The sequence below is a fragment of the Brachybacterium phenoliresistens genome (genome assembly GCF_000576425.1).
Taxonomy (GTDB): domain Bacteria; phylum Actinomycetota; class Actinomycetes; order Actinomycetales; family Dermabacteraceae; genus Brachybacterium; species Brachybacterium phenoliresistens.
In genome coordinates this window covers 130,355-144,902 of the sequence record NZ_KK069989.1, presented here as the reverse complement: position 1 = coordinate 144,902, position 14,548 = coordinate 130,355, and the positions used below count along the sequence as shown (strand labels likewise).

The following is a 14,548-nucleotide window of genomic DNA, read 5'->3' as shown; positions in this document are numbered from 1 at the left end:
CTCCTTCTCAGCGGGTGGTGTAGCCGCCGTTGGCGAAGATCGTCTGTCCGGTGATCCACCAGCCCTCGGTGGCGAGGAACCGCACGATCGGGGCGATGTCCTCGATCCGGGTCAGCCGGCCGCCCATGGCCTGGGATTTGTGGAACTCTACGCGCTCGGGGGTCTCCTGGCCGTAGAAGAACGGGGTGTCCATGGGCCCCGGCGCGACCGCGGTGACCGAGATCCCGCGGCCCGCGAACTCCTTCGCCGCCGCGCGGGTGAAGTGCTCGACCGGGCTCTTGCCGCCGGCGTAGGTGGAGTAGCCGTCGGTGAACGCGCCCAGCAGCGAGGTGACGATCGTGATGATCCGGCCCCCGTCGGCGAGCCGCGTGCCGGCCTCGCGGAGGAAGAAGTACGCGGCCTTCGCGTTGACGTCGAACATCTCGTCGTACTCGTCCTCGGTGGTCTCGACGATCGGCTTGCGCAGCACCTTGCCGACCGTGTTGACGGCGACGTCGATCGTCCCGAGCGCGGCCTCGGCGTCGGCGAACAGACGGGCCACGTTCGCGGGGACGGTGAGGTCCCCCTGGAGGACGACTCCCGTGCCGCCTGCGTGCTGGACCGCGGCGAGCGTGGCCTCCGCATCGGCCCGGGACGGCTCGGAGTTGTAGTGGATCGCCACGTTCGCGCCGGCCTCGGCGGCCTGCCGGGCGATCAGGCCTCCCAGGTTCTTCGCCCCGCCGGCGACGAGGAGGTTCTTTCCCATGAGCGTGTGCTCGGTCATGCGCAGCTCCTATATCGGTGAAACACTTCGTTGTAGCGACGCTACATCCGGTAATGTAGCACCATGACAGGCTCGGCGACAGGCGATACACGGGAACGGCTGATCGTCGCGGCGGCCGATCTCATCGCCGCCTCCCCCGGCGAGGACTTCTCCCTGCGCGCGGTGTGCGACGCGGTCGGCGTGAAGATGCCGACGCTCTACCATTTCTTCGGCTCCAAGCAGGGACTCGTCGACGCCGTCATCGAACGGGGCTTCGACCTCTACCTCGGCGAGAAGTCCGCGATGGAGTCCTCCGGCGACCCGATCCAGGACATCCGCGCGGGCTGGGACGCGCACGTCGCCTTCGGCCTGGCCAACCCCGGGTTCTACACCCTGATGTACGGGAAGGTCAGCCCGGGCGTCTCGCCTGCGCCGCAGTCCCGCCCCAGCGCGATCCTGCTGTCGCTGACCACCCGGGCGGCCGAGCAGGGCCGCCTGGTCGTGCCCGCGGAGCAGGCGGCGGCGCACGTGCTCGTGACGAACATCGGTGTCACGCTGCGCCAGATCATCCTCGCGGCCGCGGATCCCGAGCTCTCGGCCGCCGTGCGCGAGGGGACGATCGCCGCGATCACCGGCACCGGGACGCGCCCGGACAACGCCCTGTCCGCGGCCGTCGAGATCGCCGCCTCCCATCCCGAGATCCTGGGCCGCGCCGAGACGCAGCTGCTGATCCAGTGGCTGACGCGGCTCGGGGACCGAGCGCTCGATGCCTCCGAGGAGCTCCGATGACCGTGCCCGCCGGCCTCAGCGCTTTCCCCCTCACCCCGCTGCGGGACGACGCGCTGGACGAGGGAGCCTTCATCGGCCTGGTCCGCCGCCTCGCCGCCCACGCGGTGGACTCGATCACCGTGCTCGGCTCGACCGGCTCGTACGCCTATCTCACCGCCGCCGAGCGCTCGCGCGCCGCGCACCTGGCCGTCGAGGCCGCCGGCGAGGTCCCCGTGATCGTCGGGGTCGGGGCGCTGCGGACCAGCCAGGTCCTCGCGCACATCGCCGATGCGGAGGCGGCCGGGGCCCGCGGCGTGCTGCTGGCGCCGATGACCTACCAGCCCCTCGGCGACGACGAGATCCTGGACCTCTTCCGCGCCGCCGTCGAGAGCTCGCCGCTGCCGGTGATCCTCTACGACAACCCCCGCACCACCCACGTGACCTTCACCCGGGACCTGTACGCGCGGATCGCGGAGCTGCCGGGCATCGCCTCGATCAAGATCCCGGGGGTCCCGGCCGATCCGGCGGAGGCCGCCGCGCACGTCGCCGCGATCCGCTCCGTCATCCCGGCGCACGTGAGCATCGGCGTCTCCGGGGACGCCTCCGGGGCGGCCGGCCTGATCGCCGGCTGCGACGTCTGGTACTCCGTGATCGCCGGGACGCTGCCGCGGCCGGCCCTGGAGATCACCCGTGCGGCGCAGCAGGGCCGCGACGACCGGGCGAGCGAGCTCTCCGCGCGCCTCGAGCCGCTGTGGCAGCTGTTCGCGCAGCACGGCGGCAGCCTGCGGGTGGTCGCCGCGATCGCCGAGCAGAGGGGGCTGGCGGGACCGGACTGCCTGCCGCTGCCGGTGCACGGGCTGGCCGCAGCGGACCGCGCCCGGGTCGCGGAGGTCCTGGCGCAGCTGGGCCTGGACCGGTAGGCCCCGGCGCCCCTCGGCACGGTGACCGGCGCGGCCCGGCGGTCCGATCAGGACGCGCCGAGCAGCTGCGTCATCCGGGCGTAGAACGGGGCGGGATCGCCGGCGAGGGATTCCTTGACCATCGCGGTCCAGTCGTCGACGATCACCTCGATCGAGCCGTCGGCGAGACCGTCCAGCGACCGGCGGGGGACCTCGCGGGGGTCGATCTTCGGGCCGTCGTAGTCCGCCGTGATGTCGGTGTCCGCGGCCCCGAGCAGCACCCCCTGCACGAGCGTGCCCTGCGCGGCGAGCTCGAGGCGCACGCCGTTGGTCATGTTCCACTCGGCGGCCTTGGCGGCGGCGTAGGCGCCGGCCCGGGCGGTGGAGAACCAGGACAGCGCCGAGAGCACGGTGACGATGGCGCCGCCGCCGTTGCCGGCGAGGACGGGCGCGAACTCGCGGATCACGGAGAGGGTCCCCCAGAAGTGCGTGTCCATCTCGCGGCGCACCTCGGCCAGGTCCCCGGTGACCAGGGATGCGCCGGTGGAGATGCCCGCATTGTTCACCAGCACGGTGACGTCCTGCGCGGCCCGGGCTGCGGCGCGCACGGAGTCCGCGTCGGTGAGGTCCAGGTGCAGCGGCACCACGCGCGGGTCGTCGACCGCGATGCTCTCGGGCCGGCGGGCCGTCGCGTACACGCGGCGCGCACCGCGATTCAGGAGCTCCTGGACGAATTCGCGGCCGATGCCGCGGTTGGCCCCGGTGACGAGGGCGATCTGGTCGGTGATGTCCATGGTGTGGCTGCCTCCTGCTGTCTGTTCCCGCACTTCCGGCGTCGGGTCCGGCCGTCCGCCCTGCCATCGGGGCCGATGCCGAGTACGCTAGAACCTGACGTTGACGTCAAGGGCAAGTCGGGTGTGACGGAGAGGACAGCCATGCGGATCGGGGAGGTCGCGGAGCGCGCGGGAGTGAGCCCGCGGGCGCTGCGCTACTACGAGGAGCAGGGACTGCTGCACGCCGAGCGCGGGCCGGGCGGGCAGCGCGACTATCCGGCATCGGCCGTGGAGCGCGTCGGGCTGATCCAGCAGTTCTTCACCGCCGGGCTCTCCAGCCGCACGATCGCCCAGCTGCTGCCGTGCGTGGACAGCGGCCAGGGATCGCCGGAGGTCTTCGCGATGCTCGGCGCCGAGCGCGAACGCATCAGCGCCGCCATGGCGGACCTCGCCGCCGCCCGCGATGCGCTGGACCGCATCATCGACACGGCCCGTCACCCCACGCCGGAGCACTGCCCGGGCCTGCGCGAGCCGGCCTGGTCGGAGTACCCGGGCCCCGGGGCGGCGCCCGTGCCGGAGCGTGCCGGTGTCCCCGCCGGGGACTCATGACCGCCGTCCCGCCCCTGCCCGCGCCCGTCCTCGAGACGATCGACGGCGTCGAGATCGCCACCTACCGCCTCGACCCGGAGGGACCGCACAGCGCCGGGGACGTCGTGCTCTGCCACGGGACGCCCTGGTCGGCGGCTGTATGGATGCCTGTGGCGCGCATGCTCGCGCGGGAGCATCGGGTCCACCTGTGGGATATGCCCGGCTACGGGGCCTCGATCCGGAGCGGCGGCGCCGCGGTCGACCTCGTCAGCCAGCGCCGGCGGCTCGCATCTCTGCTGGAGACGTGGCAGCTTCCGCGGCCGCATGTCATCGCCCATGACATCGGAGGAGCGGTCGCGCTGGGTGCGCACCTGCTCGACGGCAGCGAGTACGCCTCCCTCCACCTGGTCGACGTGGTGACGCTGGACCCCTGGGGATCCCCCTTCTTCCGGCTCGTCGCCCAGCACGAGCAGGTCTTCGCCGCCCTGCCGCCGGCGCTGCACGCCGCCCTGGTGCGCGAGTACATCGCCGGGGCAGGCGGACAGGCGCTGACGGACCCGCAGATCGACGCCCTCACCGAGCCGTGGCGCTCCCCCGCGGGACAGGCCGCGTTCTACCGGCAGATCGCCCAGCTGAGCCCGCAGCACACGGCGCCGATCGTCGAGCGCCTCGACCAGGTGCGCTGCCCCTCCCGCGTCAGCTGGGGCGAGGAGGACCCGTGGATCCCCGTCGAGCAAGCGGCCGAGCTCGCCGCACGCCTTCCGGGGCACGTCGAGGTCCGCACGCATGCCGGGGCCGGGCATCTGGTGCCGCTCGAGGCGGCCGACGCCCTGGGACGGGATGCGCTGGCGTGGCTGGAGGGATCCGCGCCGTAGCCCGACCGCAGGGTCGGCCGCGCGCTCAGGCGATGCTGCGGGCGAAGGACCGGAGATCCGCGGCGAGCAGCTCCGGGACCTCCGCCGCCGGGAAGTGGCCGCCCCGGGCGAACTCGCTCCAGTGGCCGATCGCTCCCTGCGGGTCCAGCACCCGCCGCACGAGCGGATGCGCATCGAACACCGCCCATCCCGAAGGAACCTCGGCTGCCATGACGGGGGCGAGGCCGGAGTGCTCGAACTCGTAGGAGAACTGGGCGCTCGAGGCACCGCTGCGGGTGAACCAGTACAGGCTGACCGTCGACAGCAGCAGATCCCGGTCGATCGCGGGCGGGGCGAAGCCGTCCCCGGAGCGGGTCTTGTACTTCTCGGCGATCCACGCGAGCAGGCCGATGGGCGAATCCGTGAGGGACGGCCCGATCGTGTCCGGCCGATGGCTGTGCATGGTGCGGTACCCGCTCTCGGCCGCGCTGATCGCCTGCTGGGTCTCGAGCTCGCGGCGCTCCGGGCCCGCCAGCCCCTCGGGGGCGGGGAACAGGTCCCCGGCCAGTCCGAGCACGGCGCGGTCCGCCCCGAGGTGCATGCCGATCACGCGCCGGGGGTGCACGGAGGCAAGCCGCCCGGCGATCCCCGTGCCCATGTCGGTGCCGTGGACGAGGAATCTCCGGTAGCCCAGCCGGGTCATGATCTCGGCATAGGCGTCCGCGGTGCGCGCCAGCTCCCAGCCGGTCCCGGCCAGAGGGGTGGAGAAGCCGAACCCGGGCGGGGACGGGATGACGACATGGAACGCCTCGGTCAGCAGCGGGATGATCGTCCGGTACTCGAGGAACGAACCGGGCCAGCCGTGGAGCAGCAGCAGCGGCATCGCCTCCGGATCCTCCGATCGGACGTGGACGAGATGGAAGGTCTGGCCGTCCACGACCGTGGTCAGCTGGGGAAGCTCGGCGAGCCGTGCCTCCTGCTCCCTCCAGTCGAAGCCGTCGCGCCAGTGCTCGGCGAGCTCCGCCAGGTACGCCGGGGACATGCCGCGTCGGAAGTCGGGACGGTCTCCGCATCCCGGCACGGGCAGCGGCCAGCGGGTCCGCGCGAGGCGGTGCCGGAGGTCGTCGAGATCCTCCGGGGAGATGGAGATGCGGAACGGGGCGAGAGCGATGTTCTGGGTCATGGGATCGAGGTTCCTCGCCGATGCGGAAAGGATGCTTCCGCATCGGCGAGGATGATCGGATCCATGCTCCGGACCTCCGCCCGTCTGCTCGATCTCCTCGCGCTGCTCCAGGTCCGGCGGGACTGGACGAGCTCGCAGCTCGCCGTCCGGCTCGCGGTGAGCACGCGGACCGTCCGCGCCGACGTCGCGCGGCTGCGGTCGCTCGGCTATCAGGCCGAGGCGCGACCGGGCATCGCCGGCGGGTACCGGCTCGCGGCCGGGACGATGATGCCGCCCCTGCAGCTCGACGACGAGGAGGCCGTCGCGGTCGCCCTCGCCCTCGGATCGCTCGCGGCGGCGGGGTCCGGGGGCGGGGAGACGGCGCTCTGCGCGCTCGCGAAGCTCGAACAGGTGCTGCCGGCCCGCCTGCGCCCCCGCCTCGCCGCGGTGCGCGAGGCGACGAGCACGGTCCCCGGGGCGGGCAGTGCGCCGGATCTCCCTCTGCTGGGTGCGATCGCCGCCGCGATCCGTGGCCGGGAGCGGCTGCGCTGCGGGTACACGAAGCCCGGCGGCGAGGAGGAGACCCGTCGCCTCGAGCCGCAGCGCCTGGTGAGCTGGGGTCCGCTGTGGTACCTGCTCGCCTGGGACCTCGACCGCGGGGACTGGCGGGTGTTCCGCGTCGACCGCATCAGACGGGCGGCCGCGTCGGGAGCACGGTTCCGTGCCCGCGCCGACCCGGCGGACGATGCGGTCGACTTCGTGGTGCGACGCGTCAGCATCGACGCCTGGACCTCCCACGCCCTCGTGCTCGTGCACGCACCCGCCGCGGAGGTCGTGGCGGCGCTCGGCGTCCCCGTGGACGTGGAGACGGTCGACGAGACGTCCTGCCGCGTCGCCGTGGGCTCCCGGGATCCCGACCGGCTCGCCCTGTGGCTCATCGGACTGGGCGTCGATCTCGAGGTCCTCGAGGGCCGCGAGCTCGCGGCCGCGTTCGAGCGCCTCGCCGCGAGGCTGCACCGCGCGACCAGGTGACGGGCGAGGGAGGATCCGTCCCCCGGCCGGTACGGTGGAGCCGTGTGGTACGTCCCGGAGAACGATCTGCTGCGGGTGGCGCCGTTCGCCGTGGTCGCCGCCCTGTGCCTGTGGGGCCTGATCTCCCCGCGCACGAGCTGGCGGCTCCTGTGGGGCTGGCAGCAGCGGTACCGCCGTGTCGAGGAGCGCGACCGCCCGGCGCTGGTGCGGCGGCAGCTGCTGCTGCCGTTGATCCTGGCCGTGGTCCTCGGCCTCGTGATGTGGCTGTCGTGAGGGCGGCCTCCCATGACAGCGCACTTCAACCACACCATCGTCGCGTCCACCGACCCCGCCGAGATGGCCGGGTTCTACCTCGACCTGCTCGAGGCCGACGAAGCCCCCGCCTGGGGTCCGTTCACGAACATCACCATCGGCGGCGGCGTGCTGCTGCAGTTCGCCGCTCCGCCGATCGAGTTCCCGCCGCAGCACTACGCCTATCTGCTGGACGACGAGCATTTCGACCGCGCGCACACGAAGATCCTCGATCGCGGGCAGGATCACTGGGCGGACCCTCAGCGGACGCGGCCCGGGCAGATCAACGCGGAGCACGGCGGGCGCGGGGTCTACCTGCTGGACCCCTCGGGCCACTACCTGGAGCTGATCACCCGCGGCTACCTCTGAGCCCGGCCCGTCGGACCGCCTCCGGGCACCGGGTCCTGGCATCGCGGCGCAGACCGGACGGAACCTGTCCGGCATCCCGCGTACGGTCCGGAGCCGGGAGCACGGACGACTCCCGAGACCGCCCCGCCCCATCCGGAGGACCCTCATGCACCTGGCCGCCACCCGCATCCTCACCGACGACGTCGACACGCTCCTGGCCTTCTACGCGGATCTCACGGGGGTCGACGCCGTGCGCCGGCACCCCATGTTCGGCGAGATCCGCACGCCCACCGGCACGCTCGCGATCGCGAGCACCGCCACGATCCCGCTGCTGGGCGAGGGCGTGGCCGAGGCCCGGGCGAACCGCAGCATCATCCTGGACCTGCAGGTCGAGGACGTTGACGCCGTCAGCCGCGCGCTGCCGCGCGGGACCGGCACGGTCGGCGACGCACCGCGGGACATGCCGTGGGGGAACCGTTCGTTCCTGCTCCGCGACCCCGACGGGAACCTGGTGAACGTCTTCACCCCCCTCGGCCGGACCGCCCAGGAGGGGCCTGCCGAGGGCGGGCACGCGCGGCCGGCCGAATCCCGGCCGGTCTGACCCCGCCGTCGGAGCCCGGTCCCCGCAGCGCCGACGGCGGGCCGGGCGCCGCGGGCGGGATCAGCGGTCGACCATCGCCATCCCCGCGGCGTCGTAGCGGCCGCCCTGCACGCCCACGCGCCGGGCGAGGCCGTCGAGGTCGGCGCGCTCGTCGGCGGACAGCGCGACCTGCGCCGCCTCGGCGTTCTCCTGGATGCGGGCGGTGCGCCGGGTGCCGGGGATCGGCACGATCCACGGCTGCTGGGCGAGCAGCCAGGCGAGAGCGATCTGCCCGGGCGTGCACCCCTTGGCCGCGGCCAGCTGCCTCACATGCTCGACGAGGGCCCGGTTCGCCGCCAGGTTCTCGGGCTCGAACCGCGGCACCCGCGAGCGGATGTCCCCCTCCGCGAAGCTCGTGGAGGTGTCGACGGTCCCGGTGAGGAACCCCCTGCCCAGCGGGCTGAAGGGCACGAAGCCGATGCACAGCTCCGCGAGCGCGGGCAGGACCTCCTGCTCGGGGTCGCGCGTCCACAGGGAGTACTCGCTCTGCACCGCGGTCACCGGCTGCACGGCGTGCGCGGCGCGGATGGTGGCGGCCGAGGCCTCCGAGAGCCCGAAGTGCCGCACCTTCCCCTCGGCGATGAGCTCGCCGACGGTCCCGGCGACCTCCTCGATCGGCACGGCCGGATCGACGCGATGCTGGTAGAACAGGTCGATCACGTCGGTGCGCAGCCGCGTCAGGGACGCCTCGGCGACGCGGCGGATCTGCTCGGGCCGGCTGTCCAGACCGACCATCGCCCCGTCCCGGATGTCCCAGCCGAACTTGGTGGCGATGACGACCTGGTCGCGGACCGGCTCGAGGGCCTCGCCGACGAGCTCCTCGTTCACGTACGGGCCGTACACCTCGGCGGTGTCGATGAACGTGACCCCGTGCTCGAGAGCGCTGCGCAGCACCGCGATCATCTCGTCGCGGCTGCCGGGGTTGGGTCCGTAGCCCTGGGACATGCCCATCGCGCCGAGGCCGATGGCGGAGACCTCGAGGCCCTGTCCGAGCGTCCTGGTGTGCATGATCAGTCCTCCGGGGTGGTCGGGTGCCCCAGCAGGGGCGGGGTCGGTGCCGCGGTGGCGGCGAGGCTCCCCAGGAGCTTCAGGCGCTCCTCGGACGGGGTGCCGGGGTCTGCGGTGTACGCGAACATGTACCACTCCGGGGCCGCCAGCAGCTCCAGCGCCTCGTACGACAGCTCGAGGTCCCCGACGTCCGGGTGATGGATCCGTTTGATCCCGGTGCGGTGGTGCCGGACGTTGTGCACGGCCCACCGCCGGCGGAACGCGTCCGAGCGGGTGACGAGCTCCCCGATGAGGTCGGTGAGCTTCGTGTCGCGCGGGTTCTGCCCGGCATAGCCGCGCATCGTGGCGACGATGTCGTCGGCCCCCTGCTCCCAGTGCGGGAAGAACGTCCTGGCCGCAGGGCTCAGGAAGAGGAACCGTGCCGTGTTGCCCCGTCCCTCGGGATCCTCGATCACCGGTCGGTACAGGGCCCTTCCGAGCGCGTTGGCGGCGATGATGTCCATCCGCCGGTCCCGCACCCACACCGGTGCCCCGGTGATGGCGTCGAGGAACCGCTGCAGGCTGGGGCGCATGGTCGGCCCCGGCCGGGACCGGCGGCGCGGAGGGTGGGGGTTCGCCGCCGCGGCCAGGTTGTGCAGGTGGTCCGTCTCGGCCTCGTCCAGGCGCAGGGCCTGGACGAGGGCGTCGAGGATCTCCGGGGAGACGCCCTTGAGGTCGCCGCGCTCCATCTTCGCGTAGTAGTCCACGCTGATGTTCGCGAGCATGGCGACCTCCTCGCGGCGCAGGCCCGGGACCCGGCGGCTGCCGCCCCCGATGAGGCCCGCCTGCTCGGGCGTCACCCTGTCGCGTCGGCTGCGCAGGAACTCGCCGACCTCGTGCCGCTGATCCATGGCGACAACGCTAGGCCGGTCCGGAGGCTTCTGGGGCGTACGGGCAGTACACGGTTGCGCGATCCCTTCCTCGCGCGAGGAGGACGGGGTCCCATGGGGCCATGACCATCCCGGCTCCCGCCGCCGCGCCGGCGCCCGCGCGACTGCTCGTCCCCGCCTCCGCACTGCTGTGGGGGCTCCAGGTCGCCCTGCTCAGCCCGGCGCTCGCGATCATCCTCGCGACGCTGTACGACGCCTCCACCGCGGACATCGGCTGGACGCTGGCGGTCTACCACGCCGGCGGGTTCCTCGCCGCGCTGCTCATCCCCGCGTGGGCCGACAGGAACCGCTCCTATCTGCAGATCCTGCTGGGCTGCGGCGTGCTGACCATCGCCCTGGCCGGCGCCCTCGCGACGGCGTCCTCCCTCCCGCCGGCGACCGTGGCCCTGGTGGTGCTGGGCGGTCCCGCGGGCCTGGGCACCACGATGCTCTTCGCGCATCTGCGCGACGCGGGGACGACCACCTCCCGGATCGTCGGCACGCGCGCGATCGTCTCCGTCGCCTGGGTGGGCGGGCCGCCGCTGGCGACGCTCATCATCGGCGCGGCCGGGGGTCGCGGCATCCTCGCGGCCCTGGTGGTCATCGCCGTCCTCAACATCGCCACCACCGCGGCGATGATGGCCCGTCGCCGGCGGCTCGACCGGGTCGCCGCACCGGGCCCGGAGGCCCGGGCTCCCGCTGAGGCGCCGGCCCGGCCCGTCTCGGGCCGGGCCGCGACGGTCCTCGTGGTGGCGGCGTTCGTGCTCTTCCAGGCCTGCAACGCCACGGCCATGTCCTTCCTGACGCTCTACGTCTCCGGGACCGTCGGCCTGGCGATCCTCTGGGGCGGGATCACCCTCGGCGTCGCCGCCGCCCTCGAGGTCCCCGCCCTGCTCATCATCGGCCGGCTCGGTGATCGGATCCCCCACCTGAGGCTCGTGGCCCTCGGCGCGATCGCCGGGGTCGCTTACTACATCGGCCTCGCGGCCGTCACCGAGCCGATCCTGCTGCTGGCCCTGCAGCCGCTGAACGCGATCAGCGTCGCGGCGATCTCCGGGATCGGCCTGGCGCTGTTCCAGGACCTCATCCCCGGCGCGGGCGCTGCGACGGGGCTGTACATGAACACCCGGCGCATCGGCGCCGTCGTCTCCGGGCCGATCATCGCGCTCGGCGCCCTGCCCCTGCTGGGCCAGCGCGGCATCTTCCTCGCCTGCGCGCTCCTCACCCTCGCCGGCCTGGGCCTCGTCCACGCCGCGCGCCGCGCCTCCCGGGCTCGGGCCTCCGTGCCCGCCGACGGCTGAGCAGGCGGGCGGCATCGCGCCCGCGACGGACCGTCCCCTCGCATTCATCCGCCCGCCACGAGACGGCCATGCGCGGGGAGTTCACTGGCCCGCATGGAACGCCCCTCCGCCCCGAACCGCCGCACCCTCCTCCAGGGCGCCGCCGCCGCGGCGCTCGCCACGACCCTGCCGGCCGCGGCCCCCGCCGTCGCCTCCCCGACCCGGCCCACCGGCCCGGTCGGCTCGCGCCTCACGCTCCCCTCCGGCATCCAGACCGGCGACGTCACCTCCTCCAGCGCGGTGCTGTGGTCCCGCGCCAGCGGCGTGGGACGGCTGCACGCCGTGCTGCACCCGCTCGACGCCGACGGCGAGCGCATCACCGGCCGCGGCAGGGGACGGGGCAGGGGGCCGATCACCCTGCGCGGCTCCTGGGCGAGCGCGGACACCGACCTCACGGCGCGGATCAGCGCGAAGGGCCTGCCCGCGGGCACCGCCTTCGAGACCGAGATCTTCTTCGAGGACGAGAACGGCCGCAGGGGCGAGATCGGCACGGGGAGCTTCCGCACCGCCCCCGGCAGGCGCTCCGACGGCGCGCAGACCTTCGTCTGGACGGCGGACACCGCCGGTCAGGGCTACGGGATCAACCCCGATGTGGGCGGGATGTTCGGCTACGAGACGATGCGCTCGCTCGCCCCGGACTTCTTCCTCCACGCCGGGGACACGATCTACGCCGACGGCCCGATCGCCGAGACGCTCGAGGAGCCCGACGGCGCCATCTGGCGCAACGTCGTCACCGAGGAGGTCTCCAAGGTCGCCGAGACCCTGCAGGAGTTCCGCGGCCGCCACGCCTACAACCTGCGGGACGAGAACGTCCGCGCGATGTACGCGGAGGTCCCCGTCATCGCGACCTGGGACGACCACGAGACCACCAACAACTGGTGGCCCGGCGAGATCCTCGAGGACGAGCGCTACACCGTCCGCGACGTGGACACGCTCGCCGCCCGAGGCCGCCGCGCCTGGCAGGAGTACCAGCCCATCGCCGATCCGCGGGCGATGGGGCGGGGCTCCGGCTTCGAGCCGGCGCGCATCTACCGCCGCATCGAGCGCGGACCGGACCTGGACGTCTTCGTCCTGGACATGCGCACCGCCAAGGGAGAGAACACCGCCGGCAGGGAGCAGCAGGCCACCTCGATCTTCGGCGAGGAGCAGCTGCAGTGGCTGCTGGAGGGGCTGCGCACCTCGACGGCGACCTGGAAGGTGATCCTCGCGGACCTCCCGCTGGGCGTCATCGTCCCCGACGGCGAGGGCCAGGAGTCGATCTCGAACGCGGAGGACGGCGCACCGCTGGGCCGCGAGCTGGAGCTGGCCCGCCTGCTGTCGGGGATCAAGCACCAGGGCACGCGGAACATCGTCTTCCTCACCGGCGACGTCCACTACTGCGCCGCCCACCACTACTCCCCCGAGCGCGCCGCGTTCACGGACTTCGACCCGTTCTGGGAGTTCGTGGCCGGCCCCATCAACGCCGGCTCCTTCGGCCCCAACGCGCTGGACGGGACCTTCGGCCCCGAGGTCGACTTCCAGAAGGCCGGTCCCCCGATGGGCTCCCCGCGCGACGGCACCGGCCAGTTCTTCGGCCGGGTCGAGGTGGCGCCGCAGGGCGAGGAGTTCACCGTCGAGCTGATCGACGCGCGCGGGGAGGTGCAGTACACCCGGACGCTCACCCCGCAGCGATGAGGGTGCCGCCGGGAGGCGCTTACGGTTCTCCTCCCCCGGGACGTCGGGTCTGCCCCGCTGCGGTGCGGGCGCCGGGAGCATAGCGTGGAGGCCATGACACGCATCTTCGACACCCTGCACGGCCTCGGCTTCCGGCGCGGTCCCCGACGTCTCCTCGGCGGCATCGGCGGGGGCATCTCCGAGAAGCTGGGCTTGAACGTGTGGCTGGTCCGCGCGCTGCTGCTCGCCTCCTTCCTGCTCCCGGTGCTCGGGGTCGGCGCCTACCTGGTGGCGTGGATCCTGCTGCCCTGGCAGGACGGCTCCATCCCTGCGGAGCGCCTGCTGGGCGGGCGGTCCGCGCGCTTCTGAGCCGGCGACGACCGGCCCGGGGAACGGCGGCCGGACGTCGCGGGGGCCGAGCGGCACATCGCGTGGCGCTCCCGCGCCCGGGGGAACGGGGCGTCAGCCGATGACGCGCTCGACGAAGGCGATGATCTCCGCGGCGACCTCGTCGCGGATCTCCGGCTCGTTGTGCACCTCGTGGCGGAATCCTGCCCACACCCGGGTGCGGACGTCGGCATGCCCCGTCGCGATGAGCCTGTTGGCGACGTGGTAGGCGCCCTCGCCGTAGCCGGTCACGGGGTCCTCGCTGCCGGCGAGGATGAGCACCGGCAGGTCCGAGGGGAGACCGTCGTAGAAGCCGGGGCCGTTGGCGGCGTCGTACAGGGCCACGAAGCCCCGCAGGAAGCGCACGCTCATCGGGGCGCCGAAGTTGTTCAGCGGGTCGGCGGCATGATCGCGGACCACGTCCGCGCTGCGCGCGACCCAGTCGGTGGGACCGGCATCGGGGCCGTAGCGCTCGGTGAACCCCGCGAACATCTGCTGGACGAGGGCCTCGGGCGCCGGGGCCTCCGGGTCGGGCAGGGCGGCCAGGGCCGCGCGGTCCAACCGCTGCTCGAGGCCGTCCATCCCGGCGGCGATCCCGCCCAGCACGAGACCGTCGATCGCCTCGCTGGACTCGGCGGCGAGCGCCCGCGCGATCATCGACCCCCAGGAGTGGCCGAAGACGACGTACGGCAGGTCGGGGTGGCGCTCCGCCGCCCGGGCCCGCAGCGTCTGCTCGTCGGCGACGACGACGCGGTCCGCGTCCTCGCCCGCGTCGGCCCAGATGCCGGAGGTCATGGCGGTGCGCCCGTGGCCGGCATGGTCGTCCGCCACGACGACGAAGCCCTCGTCCAGCAGGCGCGCGATGAGACGGAGGTAGCGCCGCGAATGCTCGCCGAGCCCGTGGACGAGGTGGACGACCGCCCGCGCCGGGACGACCGGCTCGTACATCCAGGCGCTGATCGTGTCCCGCCCGTTGCTCGAGGGGAGGTCCAGTTCGATCAGTGCCATGCCAGGGCTCCTTCGTGCGACGGCGGACGGAGAGATGCGCTGGTCCGCAACCTAGCATCCGCGTCAGGGCGGCCGATGAACCCTCCGGAGGGCTGCCTCGTGTCCTCGGTGAGGCCCGCGTCGCGGGCGCCCGTCACGAGGAAGTGA

Annotated in this window: 17 protein-coding genes; 11 read left to right on the top strand and 6 right to left on the bottom strand. The window is 73.4% G+C overall.

The features are described from left to right. Positions 1-7: 7 nt before the first annotated feature. The gene (locus BF93_RS03750) at positions 8-763 is read right to left on the bottom strand and encodes an SDR family oxidoreductase (protein ID WP_038370730.1); all 756 of its coding nucleotides are present in this window, start codon (positions 761-763) and stop codon (positions 8-10) included. Between the two features lie 63 nt (positions 764-826). Between BF93_RS03750 and BF93_RS03745 the strand changes: the two genes are divergently transcribed. Together BF93_RS03745 and BF93_RS03740 are read left to right on the top strand one after the other, a co-directional pair. Continuing rightward, positions 827-1,531, top strand: coding sequence for a TetR/AcrR family transcriptional regulator (locus tag BF93_RS03745; RefSeq protein WP_038370729.1), 705 nt, complete (start codon positions 827-829; stop codon positions 1,529-1,531). Next, complete coding sequence (locus BF93_RS03740) at positions 1,528-2,430, top strand: dihydrodipicolinate synthase family protein (RefSeq protein ID WP_038370728.1); 903 nt, start codon at positions 1,528-1,530, stop codon at positions 2,428-2,430. Before BF93_RS03745 ends, BF93_RS03740 begins: the two co-directional genes overlap by 4 nt. A 47-nt stretch (positions 2,431-2,477) precedes the next feature. Here BF93_RS03740 and BF93_RS03735 read toward each other — a convergent pair whose 3' ends face one another. Further along, a complete protein-coding gene (locus BF93_RS03735) occupies positions 2,478-3,203 on the bottom strand; it encodes an SDR family oxidoreductase (RefSeq protein WP_038370727.1) in 726 nt (241 codons plus the stop codon). 141 nt (positions 3,204-3,344) lie between these two features. On the opposite strand from BF93_RS03735, the gene BF93_RS03730 reads away from it, so the two are divergent. Then, positions 3,345-3,791, top strand: a complete 447-nt coding sequence (locus tag BF93_RS03730) for a MerR family transcriptional regulator (protein WP_051486490.1) — start codon at positions 3,345-3,347, stop codon at positions 3,789-3,791. Next, entirely contained in the window at positions 3,788-4,645 is an 858-nt protein-coding gene (locus BF93_RS03725) for an alpha/beta fold hydrolase (RefSeq protein ID WP_038370725.1), read from the top strand. The genes BF93_RS03730 and BF93_RS03725 overlap by 4 nt, the downstream gene beginning before the upstream one ends. Positions 4,646-4,670: 25 nt before the next feature. Here the strand turns inward: BF93_RS03725 and BF93_RS03720 are convergent, their stop codons facing one another. Continuing rightward, a complete protein-coding gene (locus tag BF93_RS03720) occupies positions 4,671-5,807 on the bottom strand; it encodes an epoxide hydrolase family protein (protein ID WP_038370724.1) in 1,137 nt (378 codons plus the stop codon). 63 nt (positions 5,808-5,870) lie between these two features. Between BF93_RS03720 and BF93_RS03715 the strand changes: the two genes are divergently transcribed. The 4 genes from BF93_RS03715 to BF93_RS03700 all read left to right on the top strand — a co-directional run bounded on the left by BF93_RS03715 (position 5,871) and on the right by BF93_RS03700 (position 8,058). Further along, positions 5,871-6,818 (top strand): helix-turn-helix transcriptional regulator, encoded by a 948-nt coding sequence (locus BF93_RS03715; RefSeq protein WP_038371045.1) that lies wholly within the window; start codon positions 5,871-5,873, stop codon positions 6,816-6,818. A 42-nt stretch (positions 6,819-6,860) separates the two neighbouring features. Beyond that, positions 6,861-7,091 carry a hypothetical protein gene (locus BF93_RS03710; RefSeq protein WP_038370722.1) on the top strand — a complete coding sequence of 77 codons (231 nt, stop codon included), beginning with the start codon at positions 6,861-6,863 and terminating at the stop codon, positions 7,089-7,091. A 12-nt stretch (positions 7,092-7,103) separates the two neighbouring features. Next, a complete protein-coding gene (locus BF93_RS03705; protein ID WP_038370721.1) occupies positions 7,104-7,478 on the top strand; it encodes a VOC family protein in 375 nt (124 codons plus the stop codon). A 145-nt stretch (positions 7,479-7,623) separates the two neighbouring features. Continuing rightward, entirely contained in the window at positions 7,624-8,058 is a 435-nt protein-coding gene (locus tag BF93_RS03700) for a VOC family protein (protein ID WP_038370719.1), read from the top strand. A gap of 60 nt (positions 8,059-8,118) precedes the next feature. On the opposite strand, the gene BF93_RS03695 is transcribed toward BF93_RS03700, so the two are convergent. After that, positions 8,119-9,105, bottom strand: coding sequence for an aldo/keto reductase (locus BF93_RS03695; protein ID WP_038370718.1), 987 nt, complete (start codon positions 9,103-9,105; stop codon positions 8,119-8,121). A 2-nt stretch (positions 9,106-9,107) separates the two neighbouring features. Next, a complete protein-coding gene (locus BF93_RS03690; protein ID WP_038370717.1) occupies positions 9,108-9,995 on the bottom strand; it encodes a helix-turn-helix transcriptional regulator in 888 nt (295 codons plus the stop codon). 101 nt (positions 9,996-10,096) lie between these two features. On the opposite strand from BF93_RS03690, the gene BF93_RS03685 reads away from it, so the two are divergent. From BF93_RS03685 to BF93_RS03675, 3 genes are all read left to right on the top strand, one after another. Continuing rightward, positions 10,097-11,314, top strand: a complete 1,218-nt coding sequence (locus tag BF93_RS03685; protein WP_051486489.1) for an MFS transporter — start codon at positions 10,097-10,099, stop codon at positions 11,312-11,314. A gap of 93 nt (positions 11,315-11,407) precedes the next feature. Next, positions 11,408-13,027: an alkaline phosphatase D family protein gene (locus tag BF93_RS03680; RefSeq protein ID WP_038370716.1), complete on the top strand. Its 1,620-nt coding sequence runs from the start codon at positions 11,408-11,410 to the stop codon at positions 13,025-13,027. 93 nt (positions 13,028-13,120) lie between these two features. Further along, positions 13,121-13,375, top strand: a complete 255-nt coding sequence (locus BF93_RS03675) for a PspC domain-containing protein (RefSeq protein ID WP_038371042.1) — start codon at positions 13,121-13,123, stop codon at positions 13,373-13,375. A 93-nt stretch (positions 13,376-13,468) separates the two neighbouring features. Here the strand turns inward: BF93_RS03675 and BF93_RS03670 are convergent, their stop codons facing one another. After that, on the bottom strand, positions 13,469-14,401 hold the full coding sequence (locus BF93_RS03670) for an alpha/beta fold hydrolase (RefSeq protein WP_038370715.1): 933 nt from the start codon (positions 14,399-14,401) through the stop codon (positions 13,469-13,471). Positions 14,402-14,548: the final 147 nt, after the last annotated feature.